General features: G+C 52.5%; 14 protein-coding genes. 10 read left to right on the top strand and 4 right to left on the bottom strand.

Annotated features, from left to right (window positions below; genetic code table 11):
• Positions 1 to 54: 54 nt before the first annotated feature.
• From A6X21_RS12795 to A6X21_RS12780, 3 genes are all read left to right on the top strand, one after another.
• Positions 55 to 930 (top strand): deoxyribonuclease IV, encoded by an 876-nt coding sequence (locus A6X21_RS12795; protein WP_068848468.1) that lies wholly within the window; start codon positions 55 to 57, stop codon positions 928 to 930.
• Between the two features lie 120 nt (positions 931 to 1,050).
• The gene (locus A6X21_RS12790; protein WP_013108664.1) at positions 1,051 to 1,500 is read left to right on the top strand and encodes a GNAT family N-acetyltransferase; all 450 of its coding nucleotides are present in this window, start codon (positions 1,051 to 1,053) and stop codon (positions 1,498 to 1,500) included.
• A gap of 680 nt (positions 1,501 to 2,180) precedes the next feature.
• On the top strand, positions 2,181 to 3,842 hold the full coding sequence (locus A6X21_RS12780) for a sigma-70 family RNA polymerase sigma factor (RefSeq protein ID WP_240490256.1): 1,662 nt from the start codon (positions 2,181 to 2,183) through the stop codon (positions 3,840 to 3,842).
• Positions 3,843 to 4,026: 184 nt separating this feature from the next.
• Here A6X21_RS12780 and pnp read toward each other — a convergent pair whose 3' ends face one another.
• Both pnp and rpsO read right to left on the bottom strand, forming a co-directional pair.
• Positions 4,027 to 6,138, bottom strand: coding sequence for a polyribonucleotide nucleotidyltransferase (gene pnp / locus A6X21_RS12775; RefSeq protein ID WP_068848461.1), 2,112 nt, complete (start codon positions 6,136 to 6,138; stop codon positions 4,027 to 4,029).
• An 886-nt stretch (positions 6,139 to 7,024) separates the two neighbouring features.
• Complete coding sequence (rpsO, locus tag A6X21_RS12765; RefSeq protein ID WP_013108661.1) at positions 7,025 to 7,294, bottom strand: 30S ribosomal protein S15; 270 nt, start codon at positions 7,292 to 7,294, stop codon at positions 7,025 to 7,027.
• Between the two features lie 444 nt (positions 7,295 to 7,738).
• On the opposite strand from rpsO, the gene A6X21_RS12760 reads away from it, so the two are divergent.
• Together A6X21_RS12760 and A6X21_RS12755 are read left to right on the top strand one after the other, a co-directional pair.
• Positions 7,739 to 10,945, top strand: coding sequence for a DUF1553 domain-containing protein (locus A6X21_RS12760; protein WP_068848457.1), 3,207 nt, complete (start codon positions 7,739 to 7,741; stop codon positions 10,943 to 10,945).
• A 211-nt stretch (positions 10,946 to 11,156) separates the two neighbouring features.
• The gene (locus tag A6X21_RS12755; RefSeq protein WP_068848455.1) at positions 11,157 to 12,206 is read left to right on the top strand and encodes a DUF1559 domain-containing protein; all 1,050 of its coding nucleotides are present in this window, start codon (positions 11,157 to 11,159) and stop codon (positions 12,204 to 12,206) included.
• A gap of 157 nt (positions 12,207 to 12,363) precedes the next feature.
• On the opposite strand, the gene A6X21_RS12750 is transcribed toward A6X21_RS12755, so the two are convergent.
• Together A6X21_RS12750 and A6X21_RS12745 are read right to left on the bottom strand one after the other, a co-directional pair.
• Positions 12,364 to 12,795, bottom strand: a complete 432-nt coding sequence (locus A6X21_RS12750) for a hypothetical protein (protein ID WP_131818319.1) — start codon at positions 12,793 to 12,795, stop codon at positions 12,364 to 12,366.
• A 249-nt stretch (positions 12,796 to 13,044) separates the two neighbouring features.
• Positions 13,045 to 14,031 (bottom strand): DUF1559 domain-containing protein, encoded by a 987-nt coding sequence (locus A6X21_RS12745; protein WP_013108657.1) that lies wholly within the window; start codon positions 14,029 to 14,031, stop codon positions 13,045 to 13,047.
• A 184-nt stretch (positions 14,032 to 14,215) separates the two neighbouring features.
• On the opposite strand from A6X21_RS12745, the gene A6X21_RS12740 reads away from it, so the two are divergent.
• From A6X21_RS12740 to A6X21_RS12715, 5 genes are all read left to right on the top strand, one after another.
• Positions 14,216 to 16,327: a histidine kinase gene (locus A6X21_RS12740; RefSeq protein WP_068848452.1), complete on the top strand. Its 2,112-nt coding sequence runs from the start codon at positions 14,216 to 14,218 to the stop codon at positions 16,325 to 16,327.
• 30 nt (positions 16,328 to 16,357) lie between these two features.
• On the top strand, positions 16,358 to 17,020 hold the full coding sequence (locus A6X21_RS12735) for a response regulator (RefSeq protein WP_068848450.1): 663 nt from the start codon (positions 16,358 to 16,360) through the stop codon (positions 17,018 to 17,020).
• A 535-nt stretch (positions 17,021 to 17,555) separates the two neighbouring features.
• Complete coding sequence (locus A6X21_RS12725; protein WP_131818318.1) at positions 17,556 to 17,978, top strand: hypothetical protein; 423 nt, start codon at positions 17,556 to 17,558, stop codon at positions 17,976 to 17,978.
• Positions 17,979 to 18,100: 122 nt separating this feature from the next.
• Positions 18,101 to 18,409, top strand: coding sequence for a hypothetical protein (locus A6X21_RS12720; RefSeq protein ID WP_068848444.1), 309 nt, complete (start codon positions 18,101 to 18,103; stop codon positions 18,407 to 18,409).
• A gap of 350 nt (positions 18,410 to 18,759) precedes the next feature.
• Positions 18,760 to 19,551 carry a phosphoadenylyl-sulfate reductase gene (locus A6X21_RS12715; RefSeq protein WP_068848442.1) on the top strand — a complete coding sequence of 264 codons (792 nt, stop codon included), beginning with the start codon at positions 18,760 to 18,762 and terminating at the stop codon, positions 19,549 to 19,551.
• The last annotated feature ends 240 nt before the right edge of the window (positions 19,552 to 19,791 follow it).

Here is a 19,791-nt window from a genome sequence, read left to right as displayed (position 1 = left end):
TGAGTCCCAAGAGCGTTAAGGTATTCTGTCAGAAAATTTGAATCCGTCCGGAGAATGCCAGTGTCGATCCTTGGTGCGCATATGTCGATTGCGGGGGGCTATTACAAAGCCCTCGAAGCGGGTCATCGCCTGGGGATGGGCTGCGTTCAGCTCTTCACCAAGAATAACAATCAATGGCGGGGGAAACCGCTGACAGAGGACGACATTCGCCAATTCCAGGCGACGTGGAAATCGACCGGGATTCAGGCCACCTGCGCTCATGCGAGTTATTTGATCAACTTAGCCAGTCCTGATGACGTGCTATGGAATAAATCCTGTGATGCCCTGCGTGATGAACTGGAGCGGGCCGAAGCGCTCGGGATTCCCGGCGTCGTTTTGCATCCCGGCAGTGCCGTTAAATCGACACCCGAAGCCGGGATTACCCGCGTGATAGAAGCCCTGGACGATGTCCATTCGACGTGTAAAGGATTTAAAACTCAGGTCTGGCTCGAAACAACGGCCGGACAGGGAAGTTGCCTTGGCGCCCGGTTTGAAGAGTTGTCTCAGATGCTCGACGGTGTGCGGGAACCCGATCGGATTGGAATCTGTATCGACACCTGTCACATTTTCGCCGCTGGTTATCCACTGAATACGGCTGATGAATACGCCGACACTTTGGAGCAGTTTTCACAAAAGATTGGCTTCGACCGCGTGCGTGCGTTTCATCTTAATGACAGTATGAAAGGGCTGGGCAGCCGGGTGGATCGACATGCCCATATTGGCGAAGGGCAGTTGGGTCGTATCCCTTTTTCACGATTGCTGCATGACGGTCGGTTGACCCACATCCCCAAGTATCTGGAGACCGAAAAAGGGGAGCGGGATGGCGTGGATCTCGATCTGATCAATCTGCAGACACTCCAGCAACTCATCGCGAATCCTGAACACGACTGACGATTGAGAGCTGAAGACAATTGCCGGCCCGAAGTTTTTTGACGATAAAACAGTTCTCGCTTTCAAGACTTTCGGCTGATGCGGAATAGAGGGTATTCATACGTCATGAATGAAACAGGAATGTCCGAACTGACTGTCCGGCAGGCACTGCCGGCCGATGTGCCAGCTCTGGCTGAGTTTCTGACACCCTTTGTCGCCGTCGGCCGACTTTTGCCGCGAACTCACGATGAACTTGAGATCCTTACCAAGCATGGCTTTATCGCAGAGATTGGCGGCAGAATTGCCGGTTTTGCCGCCTTAGAAATTTATTCGCCCAAACTCGGAGAGCTGCGAAGTCTGGCAGTCAGTCCTATCTATCAAGGGCGCGGCGTCGGTCGTGCCGTCGTACAGGCCGTGATTGATCGAGCACGGGAACAGAACGTTTTCGAAGTTCTGGCAATTACTTCGACCGAGGATTTCTTCAGAAAGTGTGGTTTTGATTTCACACTTCCTGGCGAAAGAAAAGCCTTGTTCTATCAGACGCGCCCTTCTTACCTCGAAAAGCCCGGCGAAGTCCTTGCAGAAGATTAAAGTCGATCCACCTCCACAGATGACGGCTTTGTCAGCAAACTGCAGTCAATTGTATTTGCGCCAGTTGAGATCTGATGATGATCTCCGCGAACCTCTCTGCGCGTTACGTGTCAAAAGTGAGGCTTATTTCCCGGATTGGAAACGTCGCAAACCATTTGTTGTGTCTGTGATGTGGCCACGACTCGGATAACTCACTGATCTGCCGTTTCGTCGTTACGGACGGAAACTCTTTTCTGACTTCAGAATTCTTTCTCAGCGCGAAAGATGATCCAGTAATGTCAGGTATTCGTTCGTAGAGAAGGGAAGAGCGTTTGAAGACCTGTCGCTTTGAGTCAGACAATCAACTCAGCTTCAAGCATAGTTTTCAGACTGGTGGGGTTCTCAGATGTGACGGAATGCTGCTTTTCCGGCCTGAAATCTGCACTCGATCAGGTGAGGAGCCGGAAGAACGAGTTTCTGTCGCAATCTTTCAGCAAAAATTGAACGGAGTGAGACAGTTTGCAACGTTCATCGGTTCATAATGGAACAATTGTCTTGATGGACGACCGTCCCGAAGAAAACCTCCATGAAATGTCTTACCTGAGGCCCATTGACAATCGCTGTTGTTGAATACTTTTTGTGTGAACGAATTCCAGGTTTTTGAATCCAATTTCCTCAGGCCAGAAATGAAAGGGCCGATCATGTCGAATTACCGCCATCCGGCCTTGAGACTTCTGGCCGAACAGCAGATGCGTTATTCACCACGGGATGTCCGCCTGCAGCAACTTGAACGTGCTGAACGGCTGGCTCATCGTGTCGATCCGCAGATTGAATATCCGTGGCAGAAAGTCTGCCAGGAAGTGACTTCGTATCGACCGGAGTCATACCCGGATCTGCTCATCACCGGGTCCGATCTGCTGCATGATCTGCGGGTCTTCATTGAAGACCTTTCAGAGTCGATCGAACTGCGTCCGGAGCAGATGACGGAAGATGTGCTGACCGTCGAAGATGTCAGCCGACAGTACAATGTGAGCACAAAAACCGTTGATCGCTGGCGTGATCGTGGCTTGATCAGTCGCAAGTTCCTCTTTGGTGGTCGTAAGCGCGTGGCCTTTCTCAGGTCATCTGTTGATCAATTTGTGGAAGCCAATCACGAAGACATCGGCCGCGTGGGGAATTTTCGCCATGTCACGGAGGATGAACGACGAATGATTCTCAGTCGTGCCAGGCGTTTGGCACGCTTTGGTGCAGGCCCGACAGAAATCAATCGTCGGCTGGCCAGGAAGTTCCATCGTTCTCCCGAAACGATTCGCCTGATGTTGAAAGACTTTGATCGAGAACAGCCGGAGATTGCATTGTTCCCCGATGACTCCGATGTGCTTTCATTGTCCGAACGCGAAGAAGTTTACGAGGCCTACCACCAGGGTGTGGCCGTCGAGGATCTTGCCACGAAATTCAAGCGGACCAAGTCGAGTCTTTACCGAACGATTGCCGAAGTGAGAGCCCGCCATCTCCTGAGTCGCTCGATTGATTACATGGATGCGCCTGAATTTCACAAGGAAGCCGCTCAAGCGATCGAGTCTGAAGAACCACCCGCAGCCATCGATCAGGGCGTCACCAAGGCGCCGCCTGGTTTGCCTCCTTATCTGGCGAGCCTGTATGCCACTCCACTGCTGACCAGGGAGCAGGAGCATCATTACTTCCGCAAAATGAATTACCTGAAGTTTGCCGCTGACAATCTGCGGAAAACCATTTCGTTAGCGCAGCCTCGTGTGAAGCTCATGGATGAAATTGAATCGCTGCTCGCCAGAGCAACCGAAATCAAGAACTTCCTGATTCGCAGCAATTTGCGATTGGTTGTGTCGATTGCCAAAAAGCACTCGCATCCGACAGCCAATTTTTTTGAGATGATCAGTGATGGGAATATGTCTCTCATCAAGGCGATTGAAAAGTTTGATTACACACGCGGCTTCAAGTTCTCCACTTACGCCTCGTGGGCGATCATGAAGAACTTCGCCCGATCGATTCCCGCTGAGAACACTCGGCTCGATCGTTTCCGAACAGGAAGCGAAGAAGTCTTTGTGCAGTCCATGGATCCGCGCACCGATCAGTTCCGCGACGAAATCGTGAACTATCGTCAGCGGGAAGCCCTCATGGGAATTCTGGGACAGCTCGAGTTGCGAGAACGCGACATCATCATGCATCGCTACGGCCTGGAAACTGGCCAGCAACCGCAAACACTCGAACAGGTGGGGCATCGCTTAGGTGTCACCAAAGAACGAATTCGACAAATCGAGGCCCGCGCTTTGAAAAAGTTGAAGCGTATTGCCACCGATGAACGTCTCGACATCCCCGGGATCTAAACCGCTGTCACTCATCGCGTGGTCGTCAGTCCTGACCCCACCGATTCACTCGCAAGACCTTGTCACAGAATGACAGTGCTCAAGTAACAAAGCCCGGCAAACACAACTTGTGCTTGCCGGGCTTTGTCATTTTCAAGGAAACCCGTGGGTTAACCTGTTCAGCCAAAGATCACTCAGCCAAAGATTATTCAGCGGCTGGCTTCTCGGCTTCATCAGCCAATACAGCCTTCCGCGAAAGCTTGACACGGTTCTGTTCATCGATGGCGATGACCTTCACCTGAATCTTCTCGCCCACCTGGACAACTTCGTTCACATTCTTCACGAAGCCGTCTGAGAGTTCGCTGATATGGCAGAGCCCATCTTTGCCCGGAGCGATTTCGATAAAGGCACCGAAGTCCTTGATCGAGCTGACCGTCCCGTTATAGATCCGGCCAACCTTGATTTCTTCAGCAATCGCTTCGACTCGAGCCAGTGCGTCTTCAGCACCAACGCTCGAGCTGCTGGCAATCACGACTGTACCATCATCTTCGATGTCGATTGTCGCACCAGTCTGTTCCTGAATGGCTCGAATGTTCTTGCCGCCAGGCCCGATCAGCAGGCCGATCTTGCTGGGGTCGATCTTGGTGCGAAGCAGTCTCGGTGCGTGTGTCGAAATCTCGGAGCGAGGCCGACGAATGGCACTGAGCATGGTCTTGAGCAGTTCAATACGGGCTTTCTTAGCCTGCTCGAGTGTCGCACGTACGATTTCTTCACTGATGCCATCGATCTTCAGGTCGAGCTGGATACCAGTGACACCCTTCTGAGTACCGGCCACCTTGAAGTCCATATCACCAAAATGATCTTCATCACCCATGATGTCTGTCAGCAGAATGAATCGATCAGCAGATTTCACCAGGCCAATCGAAATCCCGGCCACTGGCTGGCTGATGGGCACACCGGCGTCCATCAGTGCCAGAGTTGCACTGCAGACGGAAGCCATCGAACTCGATCCGTTTGATTCGAGAATGTCCGAGATCACTCGAATCGTGTACGGGAACTTTTCCTGTGAGGGCAGCACACTGGCAACGGATCGTTCAGCCAATGCCCCGTGACCCAGTTCGCGACGACCAGGGCCACGCAAAGGCTTACATTCACCGACTGAGTAAGGCGGGAAATAGTAGTCGAGCATAAAGGCTTTGGCTTCTTCACCAAAGAGCCCTTCGACACGCTGGACATCGCGAATCGTTCCCAATGTCACTGTGGCCAGCGATTGAGTTTCACCCCGTGTGAAGAGCGATGAGCCGTGGACTCGTGGCAAGACACTGGCAGCACAACTGACGGCGCGCAGATCGTCGTGCTTACGTCCATCCAGACGCACGCCATCGAGAATCAGATCGCGCACAGCCTTGGTTTCGATGGCAGAGAAAGCGGCAAAGAACTGAGCCTTCGTCAAACCAGCGGCTGTTGTCTCAGCATCTTCCGGGAAGAATTCCGCCAGAAGTTCTTTTTTGTAAGCCGATGTCTGGCTGCTGCGTTCTTTCTTGACGCTCGATTGCTTGACTTCACGCAGTTTAGCATAAGCCTTTTCGAGCAGAATCGCTTCGAAAGGATTCGCTTCGGGAGCGGGGAGCACAAATCGTTCGCGGCCCGACTTTGCAACCAGTTCCAGTTGCAACTGGCACAATTCAACAATGGTCCGGTGCCCGAACATAATGGCATCGGCCATCTGATCTTCGGGAAGTTGCTTACCGAAACCTTCAATCATCAGCACTGATTTCTCAGTACCGGCCACCACCAGATCCAGTTCGGAATCGGCAATCTGTTCCTGAGTCGGGAAGAGAATGAATTCACCATCGATCAAGCCCACCCGCACAGCGGCCAGTGGCCCCTGGAAGGGAACAGGAGCCAGGCAAAGAGCGGCACTGGCACCAATAATCGACAACACATCGGGATCGTTCACGCCATCTGAAGCGAGAACGTTCGACATGACCTGGACTTCTTCGATGTACCCTTCCGGAAAGAGTGGCCGAATCGGACGATCTGTCAGCCGACTGGTCAGCACTTCGCGAAGTGTCGGGCGACCTTCTCGTTTAATAAATCCACCAGGAAACTTCCCAGCGGCAGCCAGACGCTCCCGATAGTCGCAGGTCAACGGGAAGAAATCGGTCCCCGGACGGGAAGGGCCATTCTGAGCAGCGACGAAAACCATGGTTTCGCCATATTGAATTGTCACAGCACCAGCAGCCTGCTTGGCTAACTCGCCGGTAGTGATGGATAAGGTGCGACCTGCAAACTGACGCTCTACAGTAACTTTCATACGTTTCAATCCTTCAACAACAAACACTTTTCAACAAACAACTTTTGTATTCATACACACAGGCTCTGGAGCGAGACTTGAGCCATGGCTGTGGCTGCAGATTCACCCCTGGTTTTGAGCCAGATGGTCTTTGACGGGAAATGACTTATTACCTTCAGACGAGTGACATCACTCTCTCTGCAGGTTTTTGTCTGGTTGGAAAAGCCAATCACCTGGAACTGGTGATATGGCTGGAAACCGCCACTGCCGAGAAATCGACAAGTCGAAGATTTGGAAAACTTCCAGCCGACGTTTGTCTTCCACAAGCTGGTTGGCATGCCCATCGAGAGACAAGTCAGACTGGCAATAGAGCCTGTTGATACCTGGCTTGGACTCGATTGGCTGAACCAGAGGCTCTGAGCCAATGGCTGAATCTTCGTGCGAAATGCCAGGGAATGTTGTGGCAGTGAGCATCGATACCGTGAGCGTCGAGATAAAGAGCCTGGCGCGAATCTCCGCTCATCAGACGAGAAGACACTTGAGCTCGCCAGCCCTGATTGCTGGTGCTGCGGCATCAATCGCACAATCGAACAGGAGGTCTGACTCTGCTGCAAAACCGGAATGCCCATACCCTGACTGTCGACCTAAGAAACGAGACACCCCAGACAGGCATATCGTTTTCATGGGTTGCAAATCTTCGCAAGCAACCAGACAGTACTTCTTACTGCAATCGCTTAGAGGCATCAGTCACTACTGACCAATGCAACTTCGCTAGAAACTAAACTCTACTGAGAACCTGAACTCGCAAGCCCTGCAAGTTTTCCTGCAAGGCTCAATCATTCTGCAAAACCACCCGTCTCAACAGAAACCGCCTCGAACTCCGGATGAGTCGAGGCGGATGTTGAAACTACTTGCGGAGGCTCAGTCGTTCGAGCAGTTCAAAATACTTGGCTGGAGACTTCGCCTTCACATAATCGAGCTGCCGTCGTCTCTTGCTCACCAGCATCAACAAACCACGTCGACTGGCGTGATCTTTCTTGTGGCTGCGCAGATGCTCGGTCAGTTCGGCAATTCGTGAAGACAGCACAGCAATCTGAACTTCAGGCGAGCCAGTATCTGACTCTGATCGCTGGAAGTCCTTGATAACCTGTGTTTTACGCTCTTTTGTGATCGACATTTCTGTTCCTCTTCGCTCCACCCGATACTTCTCGGGACATCCAGCCGTCGCGACGAACTGGGGAGCAATCCTAGTTTTTCCCAATCATTGATGATGAATAGTCTAACTTTCTGTCACAGACTTTCAATCGTAACGACCTGAAAATCTGATCAAAAAGACACCATTGCTTTTGGACAGACGTTTTCGATTGAATAAATATGTCCATATGGTTCCGTTGAGAGTGTTGTCCGAATGTTCCTGCGAAGCTGGCATGGAATCTGTCGCCAGCCACACCCGTTTTTTCACAACGTCAATCATCACAGGTAGATACACTCAGGCAACACATCATCTCTTACTTGAGTTTCGAACATTGACGGACTCTGCCACCCGCCTTCAGATTCGAATCGAACCGCCGGTACTGAATTGCCTCCCTCCATCGAATGCCATCCCTCTCGCGAGCTTGCCATGCCCTTTATCGATCGTTTTTTGATCGGCCCCATGACCACACTGCTGATTGCGACAGTGATTTTCTCCAGCAACCTGGAAGTCCAGAAGGCACAGGGCCAGGATGCAAAAAAACCTCCCAAGCCTCCTGCACACGTTCAGACGTCTCACAACTTACAGTTCAATCGCGATATTCGCCCGATTCTTTCTGACCGATGTTTTCATTGCCATGGGCCGGATAGTGCCACCCGGGCCGCCGGCTTGAGACTCGATCAACGAGAGGAAGCTGTCCGGGCGAAAGCCATTCAACTCGATCAACTGGACCAGAGCGAGTTGCTGGCACGGATCTCATCCGATGATCCCGATCTGGTCATGCCTCCCCCCTCACTGAAGAAACCTCTCTCAGCGACTCAAAAGGCCACCTTGAAACAATGGGTCCTCGAAGGAGCCGAGTATCAGCCGCATTGGTCCTTTATTCCCGTCCCCAAAACAATCTCGACACCTGCCGAAACACAATCGAGATTTCGTGAGAAGCAGCCCATTGACCAGTTCGTTGAAGCCCGCCTGGCAGAAGTCGGCTGGCAACCATCTCAACCGGCATCACGACTGACCTGGCTGCGTCGCGTCACGCTGGACCTCACAGGACTCCCCCCATCAACCGCCGAAATCGAGCAGTTTCTCTCGCTGGCCGATTCTCCTGAAACTCGCCGAGCTGTCGTCGATCGCCTGTTGACAACGCCCGCCTACGCCGAACGGATGACGAACGATTGGCTCGATCTTGCCCGCTATGCCGACACCTTCGGCTATCAGGCCGACCGGGAGATGCATGTCTGGCCCTGGCGTGACTGGGTAATTCGCGCCTTCTCAAAGAATCTTTCTTACCGCGATTTTCTCACGTGGCAGGTCGCAGGAGATCTCCTTCCCCAGGCCACGCAAGAACAAAAGCTGGCCACGGCCTTCAATCGCCTCCACCGACAGACCAACGAAGGGGGAAGTGTCGAAGAAGAGTTTCGCATCGAATATGTCTCAGATCGCGTGCGAACCATCGGGACGGCGGCACTCGGCCTCACCATGGAATGTTGCCGCTGTCATGATCACAAATACGACCCGATTTCCCAAAAGGAGTTTTACGCCCTCAGTGCTTTCTTCGCGAATATCGACGAGCACGGCCTGTACTCGCATTTCACAGAAACTGCCCCCACACCCGCCCTGCCACTCTATGCGGATGGGCAGCAGGCACAGCACGAAAAACTGCTGCAAGAAATCGACCAGGCTGCCACAGCTTTGAAAGACATCGAAAGCCGGTTGCTCGCTCAGCGTGAGCAGTCACAGGCCAACAGCAAAGAGGAACTCACGCCAATACAACCAGTTGAACCGGTCGCCCAGTTTGATTTTGAGGGGATTTCGCCCGGCGGCACTAACAGACTGGTCGACAGCCGCAAGACCGCGAGCGGACAAGATCGTGGCCACGCGATCGAGTTCAGTGGCGACGACGAATACAAACTTAAAGAAGTGGGGAACTTTGCCAGGACTTCCCCGTTCAGCCTTTCCCTGTGGCTGAAGCCCACTGAGCATAAGCCCCGTATGGTTGTTGCACACTGTTCACAAGCGGCTGAAGACTCTGCCTTCCGAGGATATGCGTTGACACTCGATGAAGGCAGACCGACGTTTGCACTCATTCATTTCTGGCCAGGAAATGCCATTCGAGTTCAGGCTCCGAACGTATTACCGCTGGGTCAATGGTCACATGTGGCCGTCACTTACGATGGTTCCAGCAAAGCCTCCGGTGTGCAGATCTATCTTGATGGCCAGCCACTTTCGCTGGTTGTCGAGCGCGACAAACTTACACGCGATATCCGCCATCGATCCGAATGGGGCGATTCGGCTGCTGGAAGTTTATCTCTCTCACTAGGTGCCCGCTTTCGAGACATCGGCTTCTCCCAAGGGCAGCTTGATGACCTCAAGGTCTTTGAGGTGGAATTGTCACAGGCCGAAGTCGCTCAATTGGCCGAATCGACAGCAGAAAGTCTTTCCCCCGCAAAAAGCTCCTCGCGACCACTTCACTGGCTCAGGGCTCAACCTGAATGGAAGGAGGCCTTTTCCAAACTCGCCTCCGCTCGAGTAGCAGAAGACAACTTCATCACTCGAGTCAAACAGATCATGGTGATGGAAGAGCTTCCCGGCATGAGACCGACCCATCTGCTCAAGCGAGGTGAGTATCTTCAACCGGCCGAAGTCGTGCAGCCGGATGTCCCGCAGGCAATTGGTTCGTTGAGAGCCGAATGGCCACGCAATCGACTGGGCTTAGCCAACTGGCTGGTCGATGATGCGAATCCACTGACAGCTCGTGTAGCCGTAAATCGTTTGTGGCAGATGGCTTTCGGTCGCGGGCTGGTCGCCACGCCGGAAGATTATGGCAGCCAGGGAGCATTACCCAGTCATCCTGAACTCCTGGACTGGCTGGCCCGCGATTTCATGGATCACGGTTGGGACCTGCAGCACACTCTCCGGCAGATTGTCCTTTCGGATGCCTATGCGCGATCGGCAACCCCGGTCGATATCGCCTACTATTCGGCAGATCCTGAAAATCGATTACTGGCTCGTGGGCCAAGGTTTCGTCTTTCCTCAGAAATGTTGCGCGATCAGGCACTTGCGGTGAGTGGCCTCCTGATCACAAAAGTGGGGGGGCCCAGCGTCTACCCTTATCAACCGGCTGGACTTTGGGAAGAAGCGGGAACAGGAAAAAGCTATCCTAAGGCAGGAGGAGAGCATCTTTACCGCCGGAGTATGTACACATTCTGGCGGAGAATTCTGCCGCCACCATCCATGAGCACCTTTGACGCCCCCAGCCGAGAAAGCTGCATTGCGAAGCGAGAGCGCACCAGCACGCCGCTCCAGGCACTGGTGTTGATGAATGACCCCCAGTTCATCGAGGCCGCGAGAGTTTATGCCGAGAATCTCAGCCTAGCACATGCAGCACCTGCTGAGCAGGTGAAAGTCGCTTACACGGCACTCCTCACGCGCGAACCAGGTTCACGCGAGCTGGAACTGCTGCTGGCATTCTATGAGCAGCAGGTGGTCACTTATCAATCTCAACCAGAGACCACTGCCGAGTTGTTAAAGATCGGCGAAAAGCCAGTCTCTGGCAAAGTCTCGCCCGCTCAGCACGCCGCTCTCACCCAGGTCATCCTGCTGCTGTTCAGCCACGATGATGGCGTTTCGAGATAAATTTCTCGTGACGTTGGGAATACGTTCTCTCACCCTGACTGCTTTGATTATCCGTTGGAATAATCTCAAGTTCTCAACGATGCAAATCCGCCTCGATTAAGCGTTCGTTCAACAATTATTGACATATTGATGGTTGCCATCCCCACCAATGATGTCGATAATGCCTATCGATTTGTCGATTTGTTCAATTGTCCACAATTGGAGAGAACGTATGCGGAAGAAGCACGGCTTCACATTGATCGAATTACTGGTCGTGATTGCGATTATCGCCATCTTGATCGCTTTGCTGTTACCTGCTGTTCAACAGGCACGCGAAGCAGCCCGAAGGTCAGCCTGCAAAAACAACCTGAAGCAGTTTGGACTGGCAATCCATAATTATCACGATGTTTATAACATGTTTCCGCGTGCGAATTTTGAAACTCGCAGTACCGGTGACAACTCGTACTGGGGTTGGAGCGCCCACTCGATGCTGTTGCCTTATTTTGAGCAGGCGAACATTACTGGTGACCTCGATTTTTCACTAGCAGTGAATGAATCCGGAGCAGGAACTCCCAACTGGCAAATGATCACTCGTCGCATTCCCGTCTTCCTGTGCCCATCAGATCAAGGGCCAAGTGATCCTCGTGGTGGCGGAAACAGCTATGTGATGAGTGCCGGCCCTACGCTTTATTGGGGGCATAGTGGAGCACTACGGGGCGGGGTTCCACTCAGCGAGCAGGTGGGTGTCTTTAACTTCCGCGCTCGCGTTCGAATTGGTGACATTACAGATGGCACATCAAACACTATTGCTGCCAGTGAACAGATTGCTTCCGGTAGCGGATCTCCCGATTCCAAACTTGCGGAAAGCTGGGGACCTAGTGACTTCAGCACCATCAATTTGTCATTCCCCACTCAGACCCAAATGCAGGCTCTGGGGACGGCTTGCAAAGCACTTTCTGATGCCGCTTCAGCGACGGGGTCTGTCCATCGCCGATCAGGAAGTTTGAAGGAGCAGATTCACTGGGCCCTCGGAATCGGCGGCCAAACAGTTTTTAACACGGTTTATAATCCTAACTCGCCATTTCCGAACTGTGTGGCCTGTAGCGGTTGCTGGTCAACTGACAACATTGGAGTTTATACCGCTCGCAGCAGGCATACTGGTGGTGTCCATGTTCTCATGGCGGACGGAGCTGTCCGTTTTGTGAGTGATAACGTGGACAACACCACGTGGCAACGACTCGGTGGAAGGAGCGATGGCCAGATTGCTTCACTCGACAATTAAATTCTGATCACGAACTTGATGCAGTCATCTTCCGACGACTCGCAAACAGATTCTGACACGCTAACCAAATCTCATGAGGGGCTGGATTGCATCAATCAATTCAGCCCCTTTATTTATGGAGACGTCCCCTATTCCGTCATCAATGAATAAGAGATACCTACTTTGACTTCAACGAAAACTCAAACGTGTTATCACTCACATTGCGGCTGGGTTTTACTTCGGCAGTCAACGTTGAGGCTGAGTTATACTTCTTGGGAATTAATGTTACATAGTCGGGCATCCCTCCGGGAGAAGCGGGCGGAATCTCCTTCGTAGAAGTAATCTCCACGCGCTTCGAACCTTCGGTACAATCAAACGAAAACTCTCCATTCTTGATTGTCCCGGCATCGGGCCGACCCTTCCCATCCGCTGGAAGAATCAGTACTTCGCCGCTTTCCAGTGGATTGCCATCCAAAGTGACCCGCCCCAAGATCGGATACCGCTGAGGTGCATCACTGCCCCCTCCGCACCCGGCTAACGCTGTCAGCAGCCATCCGGCACTCAAAGCCATGAACGGCAGATAGCTCTTGCAAATTGTATTTATGAACATTCGTATTGATCCTGCTGATTGCTAACGAGCTATTGACGAGAGATATCAATGAATTCCAGTATTTGACTGCAAGACCTGCTATGGGTGGCTGGGAGTTCAATGGCTCAACACCAGCTACCCGCCGCGATACCCCTGATCGATTCAAGACGCACAACTTCGCAACATGACTGATACTCGAAAATCAGGCGACAACATCCATGCTGTCGCCTGGTGATCGTAGTGAAAGCGATGAATTGAACAGGAGTCGGTCTAGAATTCCGAAACCACCTCACCACCGGCCCGGGTTCCTAATGCACGCCAGACACCCAGGTCAATGTTCTCGCTGATGAATCGCATCGATCCATCGGCTAAAGCCATGTGGACACCACCGGTATGCCGACTGCGGGCATAAATCACTTGAGGATCTGTTGAGGCGGTACAAGGCGCGTATGTCGGACTGACTGGAGAACCTTCACACGTCCGGCAGCGGTCGGATGCGGTCGTATTCGGCGGAAGGTTGGTGCTGAAAATGCTGCTCAAATGGTCGGCTCGCCAGTAACGACCACGCCAGTCACGACTCACGTTGGGTGTCACTTCCGGAACCAGATTCACTTCTGCCAGCATAACGGTGTTCGACGTCCCGTCGATGATGTCACGCATACGCACTGATGAACGATAGAAAAACATACCGTCCATGGCTCGCGAATTGGCGACCGTCACTTCTGTGCTGCCGTTACAGGCGAGATAGTTCCCACAGAAACCATCGTTACGGTCGATTGTAGCACCGTGAAACTCGGTCAACTTCGAACCATTCGGATCCGATGGGCACACGAAAGCCGGAATGACCTTGTTGATCAAATTGCTCGGAAAATCACGCGAATTCGTCGTCACAAAGTAGGGCGAGACGGAATTGTAAAGCGGAGCCTGATCGATGTATGGCAGCGTCATCGGCATCCACGAGATGTCGGTCGGTGGCAGCGACGCTCCGGTGGCTGTCGTCGAAGGTGTCGCACCTCCACCACCAGAGTTATTCAGCGCATTCGAAATACTTCCGAATGGAAAGCACTGCATCACATCGTGATAATTGTGTAACGCCAGACCAATCTGCTTGAGATTATTGCGGCACTGCGTTCTGCGAGCTGCTTCCCGGGCCTGCTGAACGGCAGGTAAAAGCAGTGCAATCAGAATCGCAATAATCGCGATCACCACAAGGAGTTCAATCAGCGTAAAACCTCGTCTGGCGCTGGAGAGATGCATCATTCAGTCCTGTTCGAAACGGAGAGAAGGAGAAAGGGAATTGAGAGACTTCTTAACTTCCGCCTGGTGACTTCCTCGACAATGTCACATTGGCCGGGTTTGATGTGAATGATGAGATTAGATTCGAGGTTCAGTTCCCGCCTCACGCATTCGCGTGATTTCGTTCACAAAATGAGGAAATGTTGTGGCCAGGTATGCACCGGAAGTTTTCGCTCCTCTGAAGCTCCGGCCGTGGCGAGTGCTGGCGATCCTTCTTGTGGGCTTACTTTCGACTTCAAATCTGCGGGCCGAAGAGAAAACTCCCTGGTTTGATCAACTCGCTCGCATCCTCAGCCCTCAAGTTGCTCAGTTATCGCGCTCGGAGCAGGATCTGAAGAGCCGGTTGGCATCGTTACCCCTCTACACGCCACAAGAAGTCTTACGAGCTGGATATCATTCACAATTCCAACCTTCACCCAATGATCAGGAATGGATCGAGGTCGATCTGGGGGCCATTCGCACGTTCGATTCCATTGTGCTGGCTCCTGTCCTGCTGAGGTTGAATGATCAGCAAATCCCGGGCTATGGCTTTCCCAAAAGGTTTCGAGTGGAAGTTGCCGATCAGTTGGATTTTCAGAATCCGAGAATACTGGCCGATTTCACCGCCGAAGATTTTCCCGCACCAGGTTACTTCCCGGTTCAAATTGCGACGCCGGGAGCCATTGGTCGATATGTACGGATCACCTTCACACGACTGGCAACGCTGGATGGAAATCACTTTGTGGCGATTGGCGAACTGCTCGTCATCTCGGGCCTGCGGAACATTGCCTTCTGGCGGCCGGTCGATGCCAAGAGTTCCATCGAGGCCGACTTACGCTGGTCGACCGAATACCTTGTCGATGAGTTCTCAGTCATGCCCGCTCCCGTCGGCTTGCAGAAAAGCCCATCTGATGGATTTCAGCAGAAAGGGCCTAAGGCCACTCAGCTCACGATCACCATCGATCTGGGCGAAACCTACCCCATCGACGAAGTGCGGCTCTACCCGGCTCAACCCACCGATTCACCCAGTTCTCCCGGATGGGGATTCCCCACCAGTTTCCAAGTTCTCTTAAGCAATTCGCCCGAATTTGAAGATGCCGAAGCGATCCTCGATTTCAGTCGTTTTGAACTGCGCCACTGGACAGATCGGCCGCTGATTATCCCTGTCGCCTCACGCAGGTTATTCAGGCAACAGTTACCTCAACTTCACGATATGCGGGGCGAGATCGATTTACCCATTGATCCACTCCCAGCCCGATATGTGCGATTGATCGTCGATGTGCCTGATGAACGACAATCGCCCTCCGTCGCAGCGCTGGCCGAGATGCAGGTCTACGCCGGCGATCAGAATGTCGCCCTCAAAAAAAAGGTGACGATCACTCACTCTGACACTTCCGCTACTAAGTCCGATACGTCAGAGGCGGTTTCCTCTCGCTGGTTTCCCGCGGCGATCGTTGATGATTTCACCAGTCGCTACGACATTATCGAACTGGCCAACTGGCTGAAACAGATCGATTTACGCCGGCAATACGAAGCCCAGCTCTCCAGTGTGCAGGAAAGGCTTGCACAGAGCCGCAGTTCGTTCTGGGTGAATGCCGGTGTGGGAGGTGGCGGCATTCTCATTTTGTCACTGAGTTTCTTACTGACTGCCATCATCTGGCAGAAAGGTCGGATTCACCGCGAGACGACGAAACTTCGCGAACGAATTGCCAGTGACCTGCATGATGACATTGGCAGCAATCTCGGAACGATTGCCCTCATGAGCCGAAATCTCGCGACCGAGACAGGTATCCCGCAGGAATCGACATACGACTTGATTGAGATTTCCAAGATTGCCACCGAAACCAGCCAGGCAATGCGGGATATGCTCTGGATTATTAAACCTGCACCCCTCACTCTGGAAGAGTTCATCAGCCAGGTCCGTCAGTCCGCGACGCGAATGCTCGGGAATCTGGATCTCAGGATCGAGACACCGAAAGAGACACCACAGGTCACGGTCGACATCGCCTGGCGCAGGAGTTTATTTCTTTCGATCAAAGAAATCTTTCATAATTTAAGTCGCCATAGCCAGGCGACGGCTGTCTCGATCACGATTGTTCTTGGTCGCAAATCATTCCTGTTGGAAATCGTGGATAATGGCGTTGGTTTTGATTCACAAAAGGTGCTGACCGGGGATGGTCTGCCGAACATTCGCAAACGAATCGGCGAACTTCACGGCTCCATCGAGTTCTTGACGGGAACTCTGCACACGACCACCTTGAAAGTGCCACTCCCGTAAAATCTGGCTTTCTCAGGAAACTGATGGGCGATGACGAAGACGAACGAACGCCGCAACATCTGGCTGATTGAAGACAATCAGTCATTCCGCCGGGCATTATCGAAAACGATTGATGCCATGCCGGCCTATCATTGTGCCGCGAATTTCTCGACCGCCGAGGAAGCGTTAGCAGCTCTTGAAGTTCAACCCGCCCCCGAGCTGATTCTGCTGGATATTGGTTTACCGGGCATGAATGGCATCTCGGCCATGAAACCATTACGGGCAGTGTCACCGGCACTCAAAATCATCATTTTGACAGTCTTCGATGACCATAACCGGATTTTTGGAGCCATTTGTGCCGGGGCCGATGGATATCTGCTGAAGACCTCTTCGTCGGAAGAAATCGCCCGGGCGATTGAGGAAGTTTTGTCAGGCGGTGCTTCGATGACCCCTCAGATTGCGCGTAAAGTACTGGAGTTAATGTCGAACACGCCACCCAAGGCGACGGCGCCTAAATCACCCAGTGATCTCAGTCTGCGAGAGCAGGATGTGTTGAAACAGGTCGTACGCGGCCTGACGAAAGACGAAATCGCCCGCAGCTTAAAACTCAGCCCCCATACGATTGATACCCATCTCAGAAACATCTATCAGAAGCTCCACGTCCACAACCGCGCCGGTGCCGTCGCGATTGCCATACGGGATGGTCTGGTGTGAGATATTGTAAGTCGCCGAGTGCATTTTTGGCCTCATGCGGCAATCGCTCAGTTTGAATGATTTTGTTTCGGAGATTATTGCTTGAATCAAAAGCACGGTATTCATCGCTTCTGGACGGAGCCTATCGAAGTCAACTGTAAAGCGGGTAACACAACTCTCCGCCTGTATAGAGAAACGGAGAACAGAGTCACAGTTGCGGCAGAGGTTGTCTTTTGGGACGCAGTAGGGCAGTACTATCTGGAGACGTTAAACGGAGACTTACCCCTCGAAATCATCGAAGAGTTGATTATCGAAGCGAAAAATGTGATCACGCATAAGTAACTCCACAAGGTGGTGCAGGTTTCTTGTTCCTAGAACCCTAGAGTGCCGCAGGCCGAAAAGTTTATGGTACGAAACAGAAAGCCACACTTTTGTTTCATCACATCAGGCTGAATCCGAACTGCAACTCAGGGAAACAGCGCCTCTCTCAGCATTGTCTCTTTGTGAGAAATCAGTATTTAGAAGGCGGCCAGCCTGCGACATGGAGGTTCGATTCATGAGTTCTGACGAGTTAAACCTCACTGAAGGCGTCTGGTGCGTTGTCGCAAACATCAAACGAGAACACCCGTTTGGTGAAGGTGGCATTGAAACAAAATCGGGAACCAAACAATTCCGTGGCGGAACAAAGGTCTACATTGGCGGCTGTTATGCTGGAACTTGTGGCGGGGTGACTTGCATTGGGCTTCACCGCAAGAGTCGTCGCTTCATCACCTGTATCGTTTCGGTGACACATCTGGAAAACTTTCGAACTAAGGTGGCCTATCACCCGAAAGTCGTACGCCGTTTAAAGGATGATGAACGCTGTTGGTTCAAAACGATGGAGGATGCGGAGAGATGGGCTTCTGCATTTCCCGAATGGCAAGAGATTTGGAAACGAGCGAAGAAACCTGATACAGACGAACAGTCGCAAGGCTTATAAGGCGAAAACGTCACATGCAGAAAAGTGTGGAATAAAAAACGTTGTCTCATAACCGTGAGGCAATACTGGATTTAGAATTCATTGTCGTTAATCGTGTTTGCCTGTAAGTGGCCTCAGATAACATGACAATTTCTCATCAGAAATTTTTGGGCTACCTCCTCGCCGTGGTGGGATTGCTTGTCGCTGTTTTCAGCCAGCAAATTGTCTTTCCAGGTTTGGAGTACTTTATTGGCATTGAGGCTATGGTGGGACGTGAGAATGTGGTCTATCAGCCGGAGGGTGGTTATCTCTTTACAAATCCCGGTGCAATGGTGCTGTGGAACAGCACTGTGGCCGCAACTGGATTAGTCGTCGCATTTGCCGGGTCGTGGATGATTTTCCGAACTCGTCGAGAGAACAGAGATCCACAGACTTACGACACTTCCCGTTAACCCGGTGCCCCTATCGACTCAGGTGTGTCGAATGGTTTTCACCAACGACAAGATCCCCCCGCGTATGGAAGCCGAGCCGACGCGCGATTAACATTCACCTGCAAAGATTGATTGGAAGCTGCCCGTCCACAACCGCGCCGGTGCCGTCGCGATTGCAATTCGAGATGGTCTGGTGTGAAGCGGTTTCATTCTGCGGGATGTTGAGGGGTTCGTCATTTCACTGGCAATCGACAGTAGGAAAACCACGAATTCAGCCCGGACAGGCTCGCATTGCCGATTCTTGAAGCCGTTTGCTAAACTCGCCGCCCGTGGATGGTGATAAGGCAATCCCTTAGCTGAAAATCGTTTGTATGGCGAAGCTTTCGCAGGCCGATCTGACTGAACTCAATCGCAACTTCGAGGAGCGGACTCCCGAAGAACTGCTGCGCTGGGCCACAGAAATGTTTGGCACCCGAGTGGCTGCGATTTCCGCCATGCAGATGGCGGGCAGTGTCCTTTGCCACATCATCAGCCGGCAAAAACTCAGCCTGCCAGTCCTGTTTGTCGATACCGGCGTCAACTTCCAGGAAACTCTCGATACGCGTGACCGGATTGCGGCTGAATATGGAGTCGAAGTCCGGACGCTCGTTCCCTCAATGTCCATGGAAGAACAGACCCGGGAACTGGGTGTGCTCTACCTGACTCCTGATGGCCAGGAGCGTTGCTGCCACCTGCGAAAGACACTCCCACTGGCCAGAACTAAAGGACAGTTCGACTGCCTGGTCAGCAGCTTGCGACGTGCGGAAGGGGGCAAACGCGATAATGTGCCCATCCTTTCGGTCGACCCGCCGATGAACTCACTCCGGCTCAATCCTCTGGCGAATCTCAAAGATGACGAAATGGATGCGTACATCGCGACGCATCACGTGATTATCAATCCATTGCACTATCAAGGTTATTCCACCATTGGCTGTAACCGTTGCACCACGCCAGTCTTGCCGAATGAACCCAAGCGCGCTGGCCGCTGGCGACATCTGGGCCCCTGGGCCATGTATTGTGGCATCAACGCGACCGATGTTGATGGCGGCATCTCGCCTTCGATCGACTTGAGTCAGGAGGTTGTCGATCGGATCCTCGGTCGTTCAACCGACTTCACCATCTGATTTAGATGTTATGGCTTGGTGATCACATGGGTGGTTGGGGTCGGATGTCTGCTTCCGCCCCCAGTGAAATCACTCTGCCAGCACTATTGCATCCGTATCTGCATCCGTGACAAGACTCAGGCTTTCTCATCGCGATGGCCATTAGCATTCTGCGTCCCATGATCTGGGGGCAAACGAAGACGTTTGACCCATACGCATCAAGTTAAGGGCTGAAGGCGTAGTTGAGCAGTTCGGGATTGC

The organism is Planctopirus hydrillae (genome assembly GCF_001707835.1).
Classification (GTDB): Bacteria; Planctomycetota; Planctomycetia; order Planctomycetales; family Planctomycetaceae; genus Planctopirus; species Planctopirus hydrillae.
This window is presented reverse-complemented; position numbering and strand designations above follow the sequence as displayed.